General features: G+C 68.6%; 16 protein-coding genes and 1 tRNA gene. 5 read left to right on the top strand and 12 right to left on the bottom strand.

Translation table 11 applies throughout. The annotated features are described in order from the left end of the window. Positions 1–540, top strand: a 540-nt coding sequence (locus ACILRF_RS08425) for a DNA gyrase C-terminal beta-propeller domain-containing protein (protein ID WP_395671840.1), incomplete at its 5' end; no start/stop codon positions are given. A gap of 14 nt (positions 541–554) precedes the next feature. After that, on the top strand, positions 555–1,703 hold the full coding sequence (locus ACILRF_RS08420) for an L-lactate dehydrogenase (protein ID WP_395671839.1): 1,149 nt from the start codon (positions 555–557) through the stop codon (positions 1,701–1,703). Here ACILRF_RS08420 and ACILRF_RS08415 read toward each other — a convergent pair. The 6 genes from ACILRF_RS08415 to ACILRF_RS08390 form a co-directional block, all read right to left on the bottom strand. After that, complete coding sequence (locus ACILRF_RS08415; RefSeq protein WP_395671838.1) at positions 1,700–2,254, bottom strand: sigma-70 family RNA polymerase sigma factor; 555 nt, start codon at positions 2,252–2,254, stop codon at positions 1,700–1,702. The two genes, ACILRF_RS08420 and ACILRF_RS08415, sit on opposite strands and share 4 nt — an antisense overlap. Positions 2,255–2,430: 176 nt before the next feature. After that, a complete protein-coding gene (locus tag ACILRF_RS08410) occupies positions 2,431–2,646 on the bottom strand; it encodes a general stress protein (protein WP_395671837.1) in 216 nt (71 codons plus the stop codon). 166 nt (positions 2,647–2,812) lie between these two features. After that, on the bottom strand, positions 2,813–4,156 hold the full coding sequence (locus ACILRF_RS08405) for an ATP-binding protein (protein ID WP_395671836.1): 1,344 nt from the start codon (positions 4,154–4,156) through the stop codon (positions 2,813–2,815). Continuing rightward, complete coding sequence (locus tag ACILRF_RS08400) at positions 4,153–4,887, bottom strand: response regulator (protein ID WP_395671835.1); 735 nt, start codon at positions 4,885–4,887, stop codon at positions 4,153–4,155. The genes ACILRF_RS08405 and ACILRF_RS08400 overlap by 4 nt, the downstream gene beginning before the upstream one ends. 48 nt (positions 4,888–4,935) lie before the next feature. Next, positions 4,936–5,598, bottom strand: coding sequence for an MBL fold metallo-hydrolase (locus ACILRF_RS08395; protein ID WP_395671834.1), 663 nt, complete (start codon positions 5,596–5,598; stop codon positions 4,936–4,938). A gap of 70 nt (positions 5,599–5,668) precedes the next feature. Then, positions 5,669–7,201 carry an amino acid permease gene (locus tag ACILRF_RS08390; RefSeq protein WP_395671833.1) on the bottom strand — a complete coding sequence of 511 codons (1,533 nt, stop codon included), beginning with the start codon at positions 7,199–7,201 and terminating at the stop codon, positions 5,669–5,671. A 143-nt stretch (positions 7,202–7,344) separates the two neighbouring features. Here ACILRF_RS08390 and hrpB point away from each other — a divergent pair, with 143 nt between their 5' ends. Further along, positions 7,345–9,780, top strand: coding sequence for an ATP-dependent helicase HrpB (gene hrpB / locus ACILRF_RS08385; protein ID WP_395671832.1), 2,436 nt, complete (start codon positions 7,345–7,347; stop codon positions 9,778–9,780). Here the strand turns inward: hrpB and ACILRF_RS08380 are convergent. The 3 genes from ACILRF_RS08380 to ACILRF_RS08370 form a co-directional block, all read right to left on the bottom strand. Next, positions 9,777–10,583: a TrmH family RNA methyltransferase gene (locus ACILRF_RS08380; RefSeq protein WP_395671831.1), complete on the bottom strand. Its 807-nt coding sequence runs from the start codon at positions 10,581–10,583 to the stop codon at positions 9,777–9,779. The genes hrpB and ACILRF_RS08380 overlap by 4 nt on opposite strands. Continuing rightward, on the bottom strand, positions 10,559–11,473 hold the full coding sequence (locus ACILRF_RS08375) for a class I SAM-dependent methyltransferase (protein ID WP_395671830.1): 915 nt from the start codon (positions 11,471–11,473) through the stop codon (positions 10,559–10,561). The genes ACILRF_RS08380 and ACILRF_RS08375 overlap by 25 nt, the downstream gene beginning before the upstream one ends. An 85-nt stretch (positions 11,474–11,558) precedes the next feature. After that, the gene (locus tag ACILRF_RS08370) at positions 11,559–12,119 is read right to left on the bottom strand and encodes a hypothetical protein (protein WP_395671829.1); all 561 of its coding nucleotides are present in this window, start codon (positions 12,117–12,119) and stop codon (positions 11,559–11,561) included. 486 nt (positions 12,120–12,605) lie between these two features. On the opposite strand from ACILRF_RS08370, the gene ACILRF_RS08365 reads away from it, so the two are divergent. After that, positions 12,606–13,382, top strand: a complete 777-nt coding sequence (locus ACILRF_RS08365) for an HNH endonuclease signature motif containing protein (protein ID WP_395671828.1) — start codon at positions 12,606–12,608, stop codon at positions 13,380–13,382. A gap of 25 nt (positions 13,383–13,407) precedes the next feature. Then, entirely contained in the window at positions 13,408–13,914 is a 507-nt protein-coding gene (locus tag ACILRF_RS08360) for a hypothetical protein (RefSeq protein ID WP_395671827.1), read from the top strand. Positions 13,915–14,202: 288 nt separating this feature from the next. Here ACILRF_RS08360 and ACILRF_RS08355 read toward each other — a convergent pair whose 3' ends face one another. From ACILRF_RS08355 to ACILRF_RS08345, 3 genes are all read right to left on the bottom strand, one after another. Beyond that, a complete protein-coding gene (locus ACILRF_RS08355) occupies positions 14,203–14,733 on the bottom strand; it encodes an SMI1/KNR4 family protein (RefSeq protein ID WP_395671826.1) in 531 nt (176 codons plus the stop codon). Between the two features lie 194 nt (positions 14,734–14,927). Continuing rightward, positions 14,928–15,533, bottom strand: a complete 606-nt coding sequence (locus tag ACILRF_RS08350) for a DUF4304 domain-containing protein (protein ID WP_395671825.1) — start codon at positions 15,531–15,533, stop codon at positions 14,928–14,930. A 520-nt stretch (positions 15,534–16,053) separates the two neighbouring features. Beyond that, a tRNA-Gly gene (locus ACILRF_RS08345) sits at positions 16,054–16,127 on the bottom strand. Between the last annotated feature and the right edge of the window lie 408 nt (positions 16,128–16,535).

Raw genomic sequence — 16,535 nt, 5'->3', positions numbered from 1 at the left:
TGCGACAAGCTGCCGGGCGCCCGCGGCCACGGCGAGCCGCTGCGCCTGATGATCGACCTCGACGACAAGGTCGGCATCATCGACGTCTTCCCGCACAAGCCGGGCGTCAAACGCCTGCTGGCTTCGAAGCAGGGCTACGGCTTCGTCCTGCCGGAGGAGGAGGCCATCGCCTTCCGCCGGGCCGGCAAGCAGGTGCTGAACGCCGGCGATCCGGCGAGGAAGGGAGAGGGGGCTGCGGTCTGCCTGCCCATCGTCGGCGACCAGGTCGCGGTCGTCGGCGACAACGGCAAGATCCTGGTCTTCGCCGCCGCCGAACTGCCCGAGATGCCGCGCGGCAAGGGCGTAAAGCTCCAGGCCTATCGCGAGGGCGGCCTGCGCGACGCCCTGGTGTTCAAGGCCGAGGATGGCGCCGCCTGGACCACCGCCGACGGCCGCACCCGCCAGTGGCCGGAGTGGCGCGAATGGCTCGGCCGCCGTGCTGGGGCCGGCAAGCTGGCGCCGAAGGGCTTCCCGGCCACCAAGCGGTTCCGGCCGCGCTAGAGGGCGCCGCGGTGATGGCTCGCGCCGCCTCCGCGCTGGACTACCGCGAGCTGGCGCGTCGGCGGCTGCCGCACTTCCTGTTCGAGTACATCGACGGCGGCTCCTATGACGAGGTGACGCTGCGGCGGAACCGCACCGACCTGCAGGACGTCGCCCTGCGCCAGCGGGTCCTACGCGACGTCTCGGCCATCGACACCTCCGCCACCTTGCTGGGGCGCGCCGTTCGCATGCCGGTGGCGCTGGCGCCGATCGGCCTGGCCGGCCTGGCCGCCCGCCGGGGCGAGGTACAGGCCGCCCGCGCCGCCGAGGCGGCCGGCGTGCCCTTCACCCTCTCCACCGTCTCGGCCTGCAGCCTCGGCGAGGTGACCGCCGGCGTAAACGCGCCGATCTGGTTTCAGCTTTACATGGTCCGCGACCGCGGCTTCCTGCGCGACCTCCTGGCCCAGGCGCGCGAGGCCGGCTGCGACGCCCTGATCTTCACCGTCGACATGGCGGTGCCCGGCTCGCGATACCGCGACGTACGATCCGGCCTCGCTGGCGCATCCGGGCCCCTCGGCGCGGCGCGACGCACCTTCCAGGCGATGCAGCGGCCGGGCTGGGCCTGGGACGTCGGCGTCCGCGGCCGACCGCACCAACTAGGCAATGTCGCGCCGCTGCTCGCCGGCCGCACCGGCCTCGACGATTTCTTCCGCTGCATGCGCGAGAACTTCGATCCGTCGGTCACATGGCGCGACCTCGAATTCGTCCGCAACGAGTGGCCGGGGCCGCTGGTGATCAAGGGCCTGCTCGATGCGGATGACGCCCGCGCCGCCGCCGACCTCGGCGCGCAAGGGATCGTCGTCTCCAACCATGGCGGTCGCCAGCTCGACGGGGTGCTGTCCACCGCTGCCGCTCTCCCGGCCATCACCGGGGCGGTCGGCGACCGGTTGACGGTGTTCGCCGACGGCGGCGTCCGATCGGGGCTCGACGTCGTGCGGATGCTCGCCCTGGGGGCGGACGGCGTCCTGCTCGGCCGCGCCTGGGCCTACGCCCTCGCCGCCGCTGGCCAGCGCGGGGTCACCCATCTTCTCAACCTGCTGGAGTCCGAGATGCGGGTGGCGATGGCGCTGACGGGCGTGACCCGGATCGGCGAGATCGGCCCGGACGTCCTGGCGCGGCCCTAGGCCTGTGCGGCGAAGCCGCCGAAGGCCATGACGTCGGTGGCGTCGTCGGCGTCCATGATCCGCAACAGCCGGGCGCGCGCACGGTTCACCCGGCTCTTTATGGTGCCCACCGCACAGCCGCAGATCTCCGCCGCCTCTTCGTAGGACAGGCCGGCCGCGCCGATCAGGATAAGCGCCTCGCGATGTTCCGCCGGCAACTGCTGCAGCGCCTGCTGAAGCGAACGCATCGCCACGCTCCACTCCTGGGTCGCCGGCGCCTTCAGCGTCGCGGCGTACTCGCCCGCCTCGTCGCGCACCTCGCGCCGCCGCCGCAGGACGTTCGTGTAGTAGGTGTTCCGCAGGATCGTGAACAGCCACGCCCGCAAGTTGGTGCCGATCTCGAATTTGTCGCGGTTGCTCCAGGCCTTGATCAGCGTGTCCTGCACAAGGTCATCCGCGTCGGAGCCGTTGTGGCTCAGCGACCAGGCGAATGCCCGGAGCGACGGGATCAGGGCGACGACTTGGTCCCGCCAACTGGACGTCGGGCTGATGGCGCCCTCCTGCGGTCCCAACGGTCTTACTCTCTCTGCGACTGCCCGGTTCTGGCGCCGGGATGAACGCAACCCCTCGGCATCCGTTCCGGCGGTCAGAGGCTGGAAAAGGCATAGATTTTTCGCAGGTCGCAAAATGCAGAAAGGCCCGACCGTTCGCACGGTCGGGCCTTCCGGATCGGCGTTGTTGCGAGGCTTCAGGGCTCGCGGCCGCCGCGGGTGCGGCCGCCGCCACGGCTGGCTTCTCCGCCTTTGCGTCCGGCGGAGGCCGCCAGATCGCGGTCCTTGGCGAAACTACGCTTCTCGCCCGGCACCGAGGCTCCGCCCTTGCGGGCGATTTCTCGGCGGCGTTCGGGGTTCATGGCGGCGAAGCCTCGGCGGGCTCGCGGCTTTCCAGTGTCGACGCTGGCCATCAGTACTGCTCTCCTCAATCGTCCCGACGACAGGGGGGATGTTGCAGTGGGGCTAACCACCGAAGCGCAGCAGAGGTTGCGTTGGAAATGCGAGCGATTTGCCGCAGCGGCGCCTTTCTGAGCCTCCGGGCGCTGACAAACGCGTGACGAGCCGCCCGGGGGCGGGTCAGACCGGGAGGATGACCCGGGCGCGCAGGCCGCCGGCGGGGCGGTTCTCGAGCACGACGTCGCCGCCGTGGGCGCGAGCCACCGATCGCACGACTGCGAGGCCAAGGCCGATGCCGCCGGTCTGGCGACTGCGGGAAGGCTCGCGGCGATAGAAGGGCTCGAACACCCGGTCCGCGTCCTGCGGCGGGATGCCCGGCCCGTCATCCTCGATCTCCACCACGGCCATGCGGCCGTCGCGGAACACCCGGGCGTGCGCCGTCGAGCCGAACTTGACGGCGTTGTCGAGCAGGTTCGCGAACAGTCGCCGCAGCGCCATCGGGTCGCCGTCGAGCACCACCTTGTCGCCCGTTTCAACCTCGGCCCGCAGGCCGGTCTCGGCCATCTCGTCGCAAAGGCTCTCCAGCAGGGACGAAAGCTCCAGCGGCGTCCGCTCGCCCTCGCGCGTCGCGTCGCGGACGAAGGTCAGGGCCGCCGAGATCATCTCCTCCATCTGGGTGATGTCGGCGACGATTTTCGCCTTCTGCTCGTCGTCCGACAGGGTCTCGACCCGGAACCGCAGGCGGGTGAGCGGTGTGCGCAGGTCGTGAGCGATCGCCCCGACCATCGCGGTCCGGTCTTCGACGTAGCGGCGCAGCCGCTGCTGCATGTCGTTGAACGCGTCGGCGGCGACGGCGATCTCGGACGAGCCGCTGACTTCCAGTGGCGGCGCCTTCGGGTCGCGGCCCAGCCGCTCGGCGGCGTCGGCGAACAGTCGGAACGGCGCCGATAGGCGGCGCGCGAAGATATAGGTGATCGGCGCCATGGCCAGGGCGGCCAGGACGAACCACAGGGCGATTCGCTGCTGCCAGGGATTGAGGCCAAAGCTCGGGCGCGGCTGCACCGTCACCCAGCGGCCGTCGGTGCGCTGCACCGCGACCTGGAACGGATCGAGCAGGAAATGCTCGTCCTCGGAGACGCCGTTGCGGGCCATGCGGTGCCGCAGGATCCGCGACACCCGACGGTCCCAGAACGGCCCGCGCTCGCCGGAGATGACGATCCGCGCGGCCGGCACCCCCATCTCCTCGGCCAGCGCTTCGCGCATGTCCTTGACGTAGGGGCCCTTCATCATGCGCGACGGCTTGTCGAGGGTGATCACCTCCAGCGGCTTGCGGTCGACGAACACCGGCGGCGCGCCGTGGAAGGCCTGGGCGATCTCCGGCAGGCGGTAGAAGTCGGGGACCGGGGAGGGGACGCTGAAGATCAGAACAAGGCTCACGGCCTGGGCGGCGACCAGCGTCAGCCCGGTCAGCGTCAGCAGCTGACCGAATAGCGAGACGGTCGGACGACGCCCCCGACGGGTCATCGGCGTTTCACCTTCGCGGTGAACATGTAGCCTTCATTGCGGATGGTGCGGATCAGGTCCTGGCCGCCGCCGTCGTCGAGCTTGCGCCGCAGCCGGCTGATCTGCACGTCGATGGCGCGGTCGAAGGCGTCAGAGTCCGGCCCGCGGGCGAACTCCAGCAACTGGTCGCGGGTCAACACCCGTTGGGGGCGCTCCACGAACGCCCGCAGCAGGGAGAACTCGCCGGACGACAGGTTCACCACAACCCCCTCGGGCGAGCGAAGTTCGCGCCGCACCAGATCCAGCCGCCAGCCGGCGAACTCGCAGCCGGCGCTGACCGGCGCATTGGTCGCCCGTTGCTCGGCCCGCCGCAGCACCGCCCGCACCCGGGCCAGCAGTTCGCGCGGATTGCACGGCTTGGCGAGATAGTCGTCGGCGCCGATCTCCAGGCCGACGATCCGGTCGGTGTCCTCGCCCATCGCCGACAGCATGATGATCGGCGGGGCCGCGCCCTCGGCGCTCAGCCGCCGGCAGATCGCCAGGCCGTCCTCCCCGGGCAGCATGACGTCGAGGACGATAAGGTCCACCGGCCCGTTGGCCAGGGCCTTCTCCATCTCGCCGGCGTCGGCGGCCGTGTCGACCCGATAGCCATGGCGGCCCAGGAAGTCCGAAACGACGTCGCGGATGCCCGGATCGTCATCCACCATCAGGATGCGCGCGCCGGCCTGAGTCATATCCTCTTCGGTCTCCATGAGGTCACTGTTGACGCCGGCGGTAACATCCGGATTTCGCCGTTGAAATTACGGGCGCGCCAGAACGCCGTCGGCGACGAACGGATTGCTGCGCCGCTCCTGGCCGAAGGTCGAGGTCGGCCCGTGGCCCGGCACGAAGGTGACGTCGTCGCCGAGCGGCCAGAGCTTGTCGGTGATCGAGGCGATCAGGTCGGCGTGGTTGCCGCGCGGGAAGTCGGTCCGCCCGATCGAGCCCTGGAACAGCACGTCGCCGACCTGCGCGAACCGCGCCTCGCGGTGGAAGAAGACCACGTGGCCGGGTGTGTGCCCCGGGCAGTGATAGACCTCGAACTCCGTGTCGCCGAGGGTCACCCGGTCGCCGTCATGCAGCCAGCGGTCGGGCTTGAAGCTGCGGGCCTCGGGCATGCCCCACTTGGCGCCCGAGGTTGCGATGTCGTCGATCCAGAAGGCGTCGTCCGGGTGCGGCCCCTCGATCGGCGCGCCGGTCGCTTCCTGCAGGGCGGCGGCCGCCCCGGCGTGGTCGAGATGACCGTGGGTGACCCAGATCTTCTCCAGGGTCAGGCCGTTCTGGCGCAGGGCCTCGAGGATGCGGTCAGTCTCGCCGCCGGGATCGATCACCGCCGCGCTCTTGGTGCTCGCGCTCCAGACGATGGTGCAGTTCTGCTGCAGCGGGGTGACGGGGGCGATCAGGACGCGGATAGGCGGGCTCATTACGCCTCCAGGATCGGGCGCCCGGGCCAAGAAGGAAAGGCCAGGGACGCGCCCTGGCCTTGTCCCCGGTTCAGTTCGGGTCCGCGCCCGGCATTGGCGGGACGGCGCCGGGCGGCGCGTCGCGGTCCAGCTCGTGGACCTCGGTCAGGCCGCGGCCGACGTGGCTGCGGCGGTAGCCGTAGAGGAAGTAGACCGCTAACCCGACCACCGCCCAGGCGACGAACATCAGCTTGGTGTCCTTGGACAGGTTCAGGAACAGATAGACGCAGCCTGCAGCCGCCACCGGGGCGACGACGAACACCGCCGGGGTCCGGAACGGCCGGTGGCGGTCAGGGTCCGTCTTGCGCAGCACCATTACCGCGATGGCCACCATGGCGAAGGCGAACAGCGTCCCCGAGTTCGAGATGTCGGCCAGCACGCCGACCGGGAAGAAAGCGGCGAAGGCGGCCACGAAGACGCCGGTGATCACGGTGATCACGTGCGGGGTGTGGAACTTCGGGTGCACCTTCGACAGCACCGCCGGCAGCAGGCCGTCGCGGCTCATGACGAAGAAGATGCGGGTCTGGCCGAACATCATCATCAGGATGACCGAGGGCAGGGCGAGGCCCGCCGCCAGACCCAGAAGGTTACCGACCTGCGGCCAGCCGATGCTGCGCAACGTCCAGGCCAGAGCTTCCTTGGAGCAGACCACCTGAGTGGCGCCGGCCGTCTGGCAGGCGGCCGTCAGCTCGGCGCTGCCCGGCCGCAGACCCTCGCCGGCCGCACTCAGCACCGGCTGGGCCCCGACCGTGCCGATTACGCCCGCCGCCACCAGGATGTAGAAGATCGTGCAGATGCCCAGCGAACCGATCAGGCCGATCGGCATGTTCCGCTGCGGGTTCTTGGTCTCCTCGGCGGCCGTCGAGACCGCGTCGAAGCCGACGTAGGCGAAGAAGATCGACGCCGCCGCCGCCGAGATGCCGGCCAGCCCCAGGGGCGCGAACGGCTCGAAGTTTTCCATCTTGATGACCGGCAGCGCCAGGACGCAGAACAGCGACAGGGCCGATATCTTCACCACCACCAGGAAGGCGTTCACCGCCGCCGATTCGCGCGTGCCGACCACCAGCAGGGCGGTGACGAGCAGGGCGACGCCGGCCGCCGGCAGGTTGACGATCCCGCCGTCCATCGGACCCAGCACGAGCGCGTTCGGTATGTCGATGGACAGCGCGTTCTCGAGCAGGCCCACGACGTAGCCCGACCAGCCGACCGACACCGCCCCGGCCGCCACCGCATATTCGAGGATCAGCGCCCAGCCGACCATCCAGGCCAGCAGCTCGCCCATCACCGCATAGCTATAGGTGTAGGCCGAGCCCGACACCGGCACCATCGACGACATCTCGGAATAGCAGAGCGCCGCCACCGCGCAGACGAAGCCGGCGATGATGAAGCTCAGGATCATCCCCGGGCCGGCCTTCTGCGCCGCCTCGGCGGTCAGCACGAAGATGCCGGTGCCGATGATCGCGCCGATCCCCAGCATGGTCAGCTGGAAGGCCCCAAGCGACCTGTGCAGCGACTTCTTCTCGGCCGTCGCCAGAATCGCGTCGAGCGGCTTAACGCGCCACATGAGACCTCCCCGCGCGGCCCCCCTGGCCGCAAATTGATCGGTGACGGTGGCGTGCTTGCCCCTCGCCGGTCAAGCGGCTGCTTCGAGGCCCCGCTTCGGGCCGAGGGTTGGCGCAAGCGGGCGAGGGGCGCTAGAGGCCGATCATGCTTCCCGTCCACGAGGCCTTGCCTCGCCTCAAGGCTGCGCTCGAAAGCCGCAACGCGGCGGTCCTGGTCGCTCCGCCCGGGGCCGGTAAGACCACCGTCGTACCGCTCGAACTGCTGGGCGCGCCGTGGGTCGCGGGCGGCCGCATCATTGTGCTGGAGCCCCGCCGCCTCGCCGCCCGCGCCGCCGCCGCGCGAATGGCTGCGACGCTCGGCGAGGCGGTGGGCCAGACGGTCGGCTTCCGCGTGCGGATGCAATCCAAGGTCTCCGCCGCCACCCGCATCGAGGTCGTCACCGAGGGCGTGTTCAGCCGCATGATCCTCGCCGACCCGGAGCTGGCCGGCGTCGCCTGCGTGATCTTCGACGAGTTCCACGAGCGCAGCCTCGACGGCGACCTAGGCCTCGCCCTCGCCCGTGACGCCCAGGGTCTGTTTCGCGAGGACCTGCGCCTGCTCGTCATGTCCGCGACCCTCGACGGTGCGGCGGTGGCCCGGATCCTCGGCGACGCGCCGGTCGTCGAGAGCCTCGGCCGAGCCTTCCCGGTCGACACCCGCCACCTCGGCCGCGACCCCGCCGCCCGCATCGAGGATCAGGCTGTCCGCGCCGTCGAGAAGGCGCTTGCGGAAGAAACCGGCAGCCTCCTCGTCTTCCTGCCCGGCCAGGGCGAGATCCTGCGCACCGCCGAACGCCTCGCCGAGCGCCTGCGCCGACCGGAGGTGGACATCGCCCCGCTTTACGGCGCCCTCGACCCGCGCGATCAGGACCGCGCCATCGCACCGGCCGCGCCCGGCCGCCGCAAGGTCGTGCTCGCCACGTCGATCGCCGAGACCAGCCTGACCATCGAGGGTGTCCGCGTGGTCATCGACACCGGCCTGGCCCGGGCGCCGCGCTTCGACCCGGCCAGCGGCCTGACCCGCCTCGCCACCGTCCGCGTCAGCCGCGCCGCCGCCGACCAGCGCCGCGGCCGCGCCGGCCGCACCGAACCCGGCGTCTGCTACCGCCTGTGGGATGAGGCCGAGACCCGCGCCCTGCCGGCCTTCGCCGATCCGGAGATCCTCGACGCCGACCTCTCGGGTCTTGCCCTCGACCTCGCCCGCTGGGGGGCGAAGGACGCGTCGGACCTCGCCTTCCTAGATCCGCCGCCGTCCGCCGCCTTCGCCGAGGCCCGCGCCCTGCTGATGCGGCTGGAAGCGCTGACCGCCGATGGCGTTCTTACCGCCCACGGCCGCGCGCTGGCCGACATGCCGCTCGCCCCGCGCTTGGCGCACATGGTGCTGAAGGCCGCCGAGACCGGCCAGGCCGGTCGCGCCGCCCGCATCGCCGCCCTGCTGACCGAACGCGGCCTCGGCGGCCGCGACGGCGACCTTCGCCATCGCCTGGAAAGTCTCGACCGGGAGCGCACGCCGCGCGCCCGCGACGCCCGTGCGCTCGCCGACCGCTGGGCGGCGCTGGCCGGCCCGGCAGGGACGGGCGAGCCGCTGTCCGACGGCCTGCTGCTCGCCTTCGCCTATCCGGAGCGGATCGCCCGCGCCCGCGGAGCCTCGGGCGAGTTCCAGCTCGTCTCCGGCCGCGGCGCCTTTGTCGAGCCGACCGACGCCCTTGCCCGCGAAACCTGGCTGGCGGTCGGCGAACTCGGCGGCGGCGACCGCCGCGACCGTATCCTGCTTGCCGCGCCCCTGGACGAGGCCGAACTGCTTGCCGCCTTCGCCGACCAGCTCGCCGTCGAGGAACGCCTGGAGGAAAGCGGCGGCGGCCGCCTGCGCGCCAAGCGCCTGACCCGCCTCGGCCGCCTCGTGGTCCGCGAACAGGTGGACGACAATCCCGACCCGGCCCTGATCGCCGCCGCCCTGGCCGACCGCGTCCGGGCCGAGGGCGTCGGGCGCTTGCCGTGGGGCGCGGCGGCCGTCAGCCTGCGCCAACGCATCGCCTTCCTGCGGGCTGGCGACCCGGCTTGGCCGGACCTTTCCGACGCCGCCCTCACCGCGCAGCTCGACGACTGGCTGACGCCGCTCCTGCCCGGCGTCCGCGCCCTGTCGGCGTTGAAGCCTGACCTGCTCGACGCGGCCCTGCGCACCCACATTCCCTGGGACCAGCAGCGTCGCCTGGAGGCCGAGGCGCCGGCCCGCTGGACCGCCCCGACCGGCAACAGCTTCGCCATCGACTACGCGGCGGACGGCGGTCCCAAGGTCGAGGTGCGGGTGCAGGAGGTCTTCGGCCTCGCCGAGCATCCGACGGTCGGCGGCATCCCCCTGACGCTCAGTCTGCTGTCGCCGGCCCACCGGCCGATCCAGACCACCAAGGACCTGCCGGGCTTCTGGAAGGGGTCGTGGAAGGATGTCCGCTCGGACATGCGCGGTCGCTATCCGAAGCACGTCTGGCCCGAAGACCCCGCCGTCGCCGCGCCGACCAGCCGCGCTAAACCGCGCGGAACCTAGGCCGTCGCCGCGTAGATCATCACCGCGGTCGCCACCGACAGGTTCAGGCTGTCGGCGCGGCCGCGCATCGGGATCTTGACGTTGAGATCGGGCAGGGCGGCCATTTCCGGGGTCAGCCCCTGCTGCTCGTTGCCCATCAGGATCAGCGCCGGCTTGCGGTACTGCGCCTCGGCGTGGCTGGCGGTGGCGCTCAGCAGGGTGCCGACCACCGAGCCCGGCCAACCCGCCCGCCAGGCCGCGAATTCGGCCTCGCTCGCCCGGCTCAGGGGCACTGCGAAGATCGAGCCCATCGTCGCCCGCACCGCCTCGACCGAATAGGGATCGCAGCACTCGCCGACCAGGATCACCCCGCCGCACCCGGCCGCGTCCGCCGTCCGCACGATGGTGCCGAGGTTCCCTGGATCGCGCACCCGGTGGAGGGCGACGAAACAGGACGCCGCCTCCGGATCGATCGCCTCCAGCGGCCGGTACGTCTGGGCAAACACCCCGACCACCGCTTGCGGATTGTCGCGCTTCGAGACCTTGGCCAGGATCTCGTGGTTGACCTCGACCACCTCGCCCCGCGCCGCCCGCGTCGCCTCCGCCGCCTTCCTCAGCAACGGGTGGCCGGCCGCGTCCGGTCCGTACATCAGGATGCGCGGCGCCTGGCCCAGTTCGACGCCCTCGGTGACGTGCTTCAGCCCCTCGGCCAGGAACAGGCCCGTCTCGTCCCGGTCCTTGCGCAGGTGCAGCGCCCGGACGGCCTTGACCGTGGCGTTGGAGAGCGAGGTGACGGTCTTCACGCCGGCCCGCTCGCCGTCCATCGCGCGTAGAAGCTCATGCCGATCTCACGCGGCCGATCCTCCTCGGTCAGCGCCAACTCGCCCCATTCCAACGTCCCCGACCGGCCGGCCAGCTTCTCGGCCAGCAGACCGGCCAGCGCCGCCCCGGAAATCCGCTCGGCATAGGCGTTGAGGATCAGGAACCGCGCCTCGTCGGACAGCAGTTCGGCGCACAGGCCCGCCAGCTCCGGCAGGTCCTCGAACAACCGCCACACCTCGCCCCCCGGCCCGCGGCCGTACTTCGGCGGATCGAGGATGATCCCGTCGTACTTCGAGCCGCGCCGCACCTCGCGCTGGACGTATTTGCGCGCGTCCTCGGTGATCCAGCGGATCGGCCGTTCGGCAAGACCGGAAAGCTCCGCGTTCTCCCGCGCCCATGCCACCGCCTTCTTCGAGGCGTCGACATGCGTCACCGCTGCGCCGGCCGCCGCCATGACCAGGCTGGCGACACCGGTGTAGCCGAACAGGTTCAGCACCTTCGGCTGACCCGCCGCCCGCACCTGCGCCTCGAGGAAGGCCCAGTTGGCGGCCTGTTCGGGGAAGAAGGCGAGGTGGCGGAAGGCCGTGAACCGGCCGTGGAACCTTACGCCGTTCCAGGCCAGGGGCCAGCTCTCGGCCGGCTTGCCGCGAAACCGCCAGCGGCCGGTCTCGTCCTCCTCGGACGCCGGGTCGAACACCGCGTCCGCCGCTTCCCAGGCCGCGGCGGGTAGAGATGGGGACCACAGGCACTGCGGCTCGGGGCGCACGACGGTGTAGGGTCCGTATCGCTCGAGCTTGCGGCCGGCGCCGCTGTCCAGCAGGGCGTAATCGGCCCAGCCCCGCGTCCGCATCACGCCGGGCGTTCCGGCCACCGCAGGCTTCGTCGCGCTCATGCTTGCGGCCATACGCGGTCGCGCGGTGGCTCGTCCAGCCTCGGTAAGAGGCGGCGTGGGCGGCCAGCGCCCACGCCGATGTCGCTTAGTTCTTCTTGCGCCAGGTCAGGTCATAGCCGGTGCGCCAGGTCTTGCCGCCGTCGTCGGTGGTCCGCGACAGCTCCTGCACCGTGCCGTCCGGCTTCGCGATGAGGCTCCAGTGCTCCAGCCGCTCGCCCTGCGGGCGCGGATAGGTGGTGATGAAGCGCATGTTGCCCGGCTCGACCAGGCCGCCCTTGAAATAGGTCGTGTCGCCGTCGCCGGCGGTCCAGAAGTACTGCCAGTGGTCGTGGTCGCGGTTGTAGTTGAAGTAGCCGTTAGCCGTGGGCACGCCCTGGGCGGTCATCCAGGTCTCGAGGATCGAGCAGCCGTTCAGCACCTTTTCCATCTTCACCTCAGCGACCTTGCGCTGGCCGGACATGACGTCCCAGTGGCCGACCGTGAAGTCCTGCATCGCATAGCGGGGATCGTCGACGCAGGCGGGCGGGCGAGGGCGCGGCGCGGGCTGGGCCGGGGGCGGTTGCGTCTGCGCCGCGGCGGCGCCGGCACAGATGAAGAGCATGCCCGCGCAGATCGCTCCGCCGAGTCGGTTCGCCTGCTTGTCCATCCGAAAAACCTTCTGTGATCTGAGATGTGGCCAAGCTTCTTGCCGCGCCTTTATTGCAGAGGCGTTGCAGGCGGCGGTCTCGGACGCAGGTGCTAAAGCGGGGAAGGGGATCGACCCTGACATTCAGCTTGGGAAGCTAAGCTTCTGAAAAAATCGCCTCCGCGAGGAGAATACCCAAACCCTCAGCGCCTCGGAACGGAAATCGCTGCATATGAGGCAGCATCCAGAACAAAGCGGGTCAGAGAAGCTTCAGGGATCACATAGGCACGCGAACCCGCCTCAGCCAGCAGCGGTCGCTTCGTGTCCCTGACCGACAACTCCCGTTCAGAGGCACTGCCGGCCCTGCCAAGTTCTCTTTTTGTTCTTGACGTGGTCGCGCGTTTTTGGCAGGATCTCAAGTAGCGTGAGTTCCTGCGCCGTGCGCGCCCGCAGCTAAGCCGCCAACTCCCGCTCTCACAGCAGCGACAATGAAAACGAGGAGAAGGCATGGCTCGCCGCCCGATCGATCCCGCACGCCTGAACGGGGAGGCTCTAACCCGCTGGTACTTGAGATCGCCGGCCGAAATCCAAAGAGAACGCGATCAAGCCGAGGCCGACAGTTGGCATGACTATCAGCTTGAGACGCGTAGACAGCTTGAAGCTGACCCGGGACCCCGCAACACGGTCACTCCCGCTTCTGCGCAAGACGACCTGTACATTGCAACCGGCTCCGGCGGCTGGCGGCGCATTGGTGGCGACCCACTCCGAGCTCAAGAAGGCGACCCCTCGTTCCGTCCAGCCGAGCCCGAACAAGGCGCGTTCGTATCGGTAGGCAATCGCCCTTCGAGCCCGACGCAGATTAAACAATGGGAAAAGCGGGAAGGGCGGCCGTGGCCGCGAGATCCTGTGACAGGCAGGCTGTACGAAGTAGGCCACATCAGAGCGTTGGCTGACGGTGGTACGGACACGCTCGACAATATCGAGCCCATACACCCTGACGCTCACCGGGCGCAGCACAAAGCAAACGGCGACTACTCCCGTTGGGCGAGGCGCCGCTGGATCGCGAATGCGTTCGGCGGCAGAGTCGCTCGAGCGCTTGGGCCGTTGGGCATATTGCCCAACATCACAGGGGTGCTGTCCGGCCGCATCCGCACAGATAGCTTCGACAACTACACGAGCGACATCATGGGTTGGCCCAGCGACGAGGACCGGCGGCGGCAGCTTGAAAGAGAACAAAAGGCGACCAATCCCAATTGGAAGGCGGGCGATCCGATTGTAATCTGACGCCTTCGCTCGTAGGTCCCGCCCCATGAATCCTCCTGTCGACACCTCCTTCTTCCAACTTGCTGGCGTGCCCAATCCTGAGGAGGACTCGCAGCTTGCTGAACTGGAGGAGGAGGCGCGGGACTATGTCAGGACCCGTCCATGGTCGAAGCCGATCCGTGAGATGATGCTCGCCTACGGGTTGGGCCGCATCCTCGCGCTCTTCCTCGTTCGCTTCGAGGAGCCGATCCGATGGGAAGGCGAAGAAGATGCTGAGCTCTGGATCGTCGTAGGCGACCTGCCGCCGGCCTATTTCGGGACCGATGACTCACCCAATCCCGCGGAGGCGTTGGAGACCTATTGCGTCTTCATGGAGGATTGGGCCGACCGGATCCTGGAAGGTCGCCACTTGGAAGACGCCTACCCGATCGCCGCTGCGCCCACCGAGGAACACGCTCGGATGCTGAAGAGCAGGATCGAGTTTATCCGGCAAGAGATCATCCCGACTATCGAAGTTGGGCCAGCCAACGACAACGGGCGCGCGATCAGGTGAGTTAACTCTCGCCTATCGTTTTGATGCAGCAATTATGGAGCAGAAATGTGCGGCCGCAGGTGCCACAATCAGGCCCCATCCAAGAGAAACGATTCCGATTCAATAATTTATATGGCTGGATACGGCGTAGAGAAGCTCAGTAATACTGATTAGCGTCGTTTGGGAAGCTAAGCTTCAGACGCATCTCTCCCCAGCCTTTGACCATATTCGACGCGCACCAACAGAACTCAACCCTTTCTCGGGGTTATGTGGCTCTATCCAGTTTGCGGAAGGAGAAACGTCCGTACGTCAGCCCGCATCCCAGATGGCCGGCGCGCGAGGGCAGCTTTCGATGTCTGGGTCGATCTTCAGTTCCCATTTAGAGGGCCAGCCTTCGGCGTAAGCACGATCTTTATCCGCAAGAAGGAGCATGAATGTACCCAACGACGATCCGGCCGCCCAACTCGGCGCCTTGAAGTCGTCTTGATGATCAAAGAAGTAGACCGCGGGAGCTTCAGTCCCCGGTGCGAGATCAAGACCATAAAGGCTGCCGCAGCCATCGTCGAACAGAGGCACAGCCTGAGCGTCAAGGAGCCGAGTCACGAGGTCATCAGAAGATCGCCAGCCGACACGTTCGTTCCACGAGGGCACCTGAGCGGTGAACTCCCCCACACGGTCGACTCGTTCGCCATAGAACTCCACCAGGTCAGGCGGCAACGGACGACCACCCAGCACCTCTCGAACGCGGTCTACGATTCTGGCCGACTGGTCCTCCCGCCGCCGCAGCAGCAAGCCGCGTTCCTCGAGCTGCCGCGCAGCCTGCGCAACAGGCACTTTCATTGCGAACTGCCTTTCGGCGGCAGCTTCGTTGGCCGAGATACGCCAGCCCGAAGTGCATAGGGCTCCAGAGTCGTTTGGGAAGCTAAGCTTTAATTTCTAGCGTCCCCGCAGAGAGATTACCTCCAGTTATAACCGGCGAGAACGAATTTCTTCGCCTTTGCGGCGCTATCCAAGACAAAGAGGCTCGGTCCAACTCACGCTCTACAACCCTCGGCTGGATCAGGCGGTGGGCGCCCCAACCAGTCCCTCACTTGGGCTACGCTCTCCACACTGGCGGGTATGGCGGTCCGCGGCACGGGCTTGTTCAGCACCCGGCAAGCCTCGTCAAGTTCGCCCATGCGGTAGAGCGTCAGTGCTAGTCCTACCAACGACCGTCCGTCGTAGCCACGTGACGTGAGCGCTCCGGCGCGGCCATACCAGTTGGCCGCTTGCTCTTCTAATGAGCGCACACGATCGAACCAGGGCAGTCCGTGCTCCACCACGGCCTGGGCCATCTCGGCGGGACCATTCGGCTCGTCCTTCTTCCACCATCGATCGTAACCGTCGATCAGTTCTCCGATCCTCGCGCCGATCGTCGGCATCTGGATCGCTCCGCGCGCGGCAAAGATCGACAGGAAGAGTTGTTCGGTCTCGAGGTCCTTCATGTCGAAGTTGACCGTCACGCCACCAAGCCAGCTGGACTGGCGATTGACGCACTCCCACATGTCGCCCCGCACGCGGATCCAGTCGTCGCCGTGCCGCTCGAATCCGAAAGGGCGAAGCGCCTCATCCAGCGCCTTTGCGTACGATTGGCGTTTCACATGAAATCCTTCGGATCGTAGAAGATGGCCCGAGTCCTATTCCGCGTCTCGCGGGTGTACCTCTCGACCGCCTTGGCAGCTGCCTTCCGCCCGCTGGCCGTATCTGGCTTCAGCTCCATTTGATAGCGCGTGTCCGGCTTGGCGGGGTTCCTCACGGGCGCTCTCACGTCGGGCCGAAGGACACCCGCCTCGGTTTTAACTCCACGATCGGCAACCCAACCCGGCTTGGCGTTGACGCGCTCCTTCAAGACCGCATGAGCCCCCCGACCGGCGGCGGCCTGGGGGGTGTGGCCACCATGCGGGAACAGCCTCTTCAGAACTAGAGGCGTCCAGCGCAGCGCCCAGCATGGCTCAGCTAGGTGCGTGAGGCAAGAACAAAAAGAGAACCGGCGCTGCGATGAGGCGGGGTTGCGCGTTGAGGCAGCGGGAGATTTGAACGCAAACAAAAAGCGATCAGGCGTTCCGGATGCTCGGAATCGGCTTCGATGATCAGGTCGAAGGGCCGCAGTTCCTGCGGGCTTGGAGCGGATGAAGGGAATCGAACCCTCGTCGTGAGCTTGGGAAGCTCCTGCTCTACCATTGAGCTACATCCGCGCGGGTCGCCGACCGGTTTCTGGCACACGGCCCCGCGGCCCGCAAGTTGCCACGCCTTCCTTACGGGTTCGGCGGCAGGAGCTGCATCAGCGCCCGACGCGAGCTGGAACCGCAGGCTCCGCTCGCCCCCTGGCGCCCCGTCTGGGGTGGGCTCTTGATCGCCAGCCGGGCGCGCCGGGCACACCTATGTTGGAGCGAGCCTGACCAGGCGGAACCGGCGATCCGGCGGCGGGTTAGGGCGGCGATCGGGGTCCCCCGTTCACCAGCCCGAAGGAAACCGCCGATGTCCGAAGCCTCGAACCTGCGTCCGCTCGCGGTCGTCACCGGCGCCTCGTCCGGGATTGGCTATGAACTCGCCCGGCTGGTCGCCGAGGACGGCTACGACCTCGTCATCGCCGCCGACCGCCC

The organism is Phenylobacterium sp. (genome assembly GCF_044236515.1).
In the GTDB taxonomy this organism is placed as follows: Bacteria; Pseudomonadota; Alphaproteobacteria; order Caulobacterales; family Caulobacteraceae; genus Phenylobacterium.
This window is presented reverse-complemented; position numbering and strand designations above follow the sequence as displayed.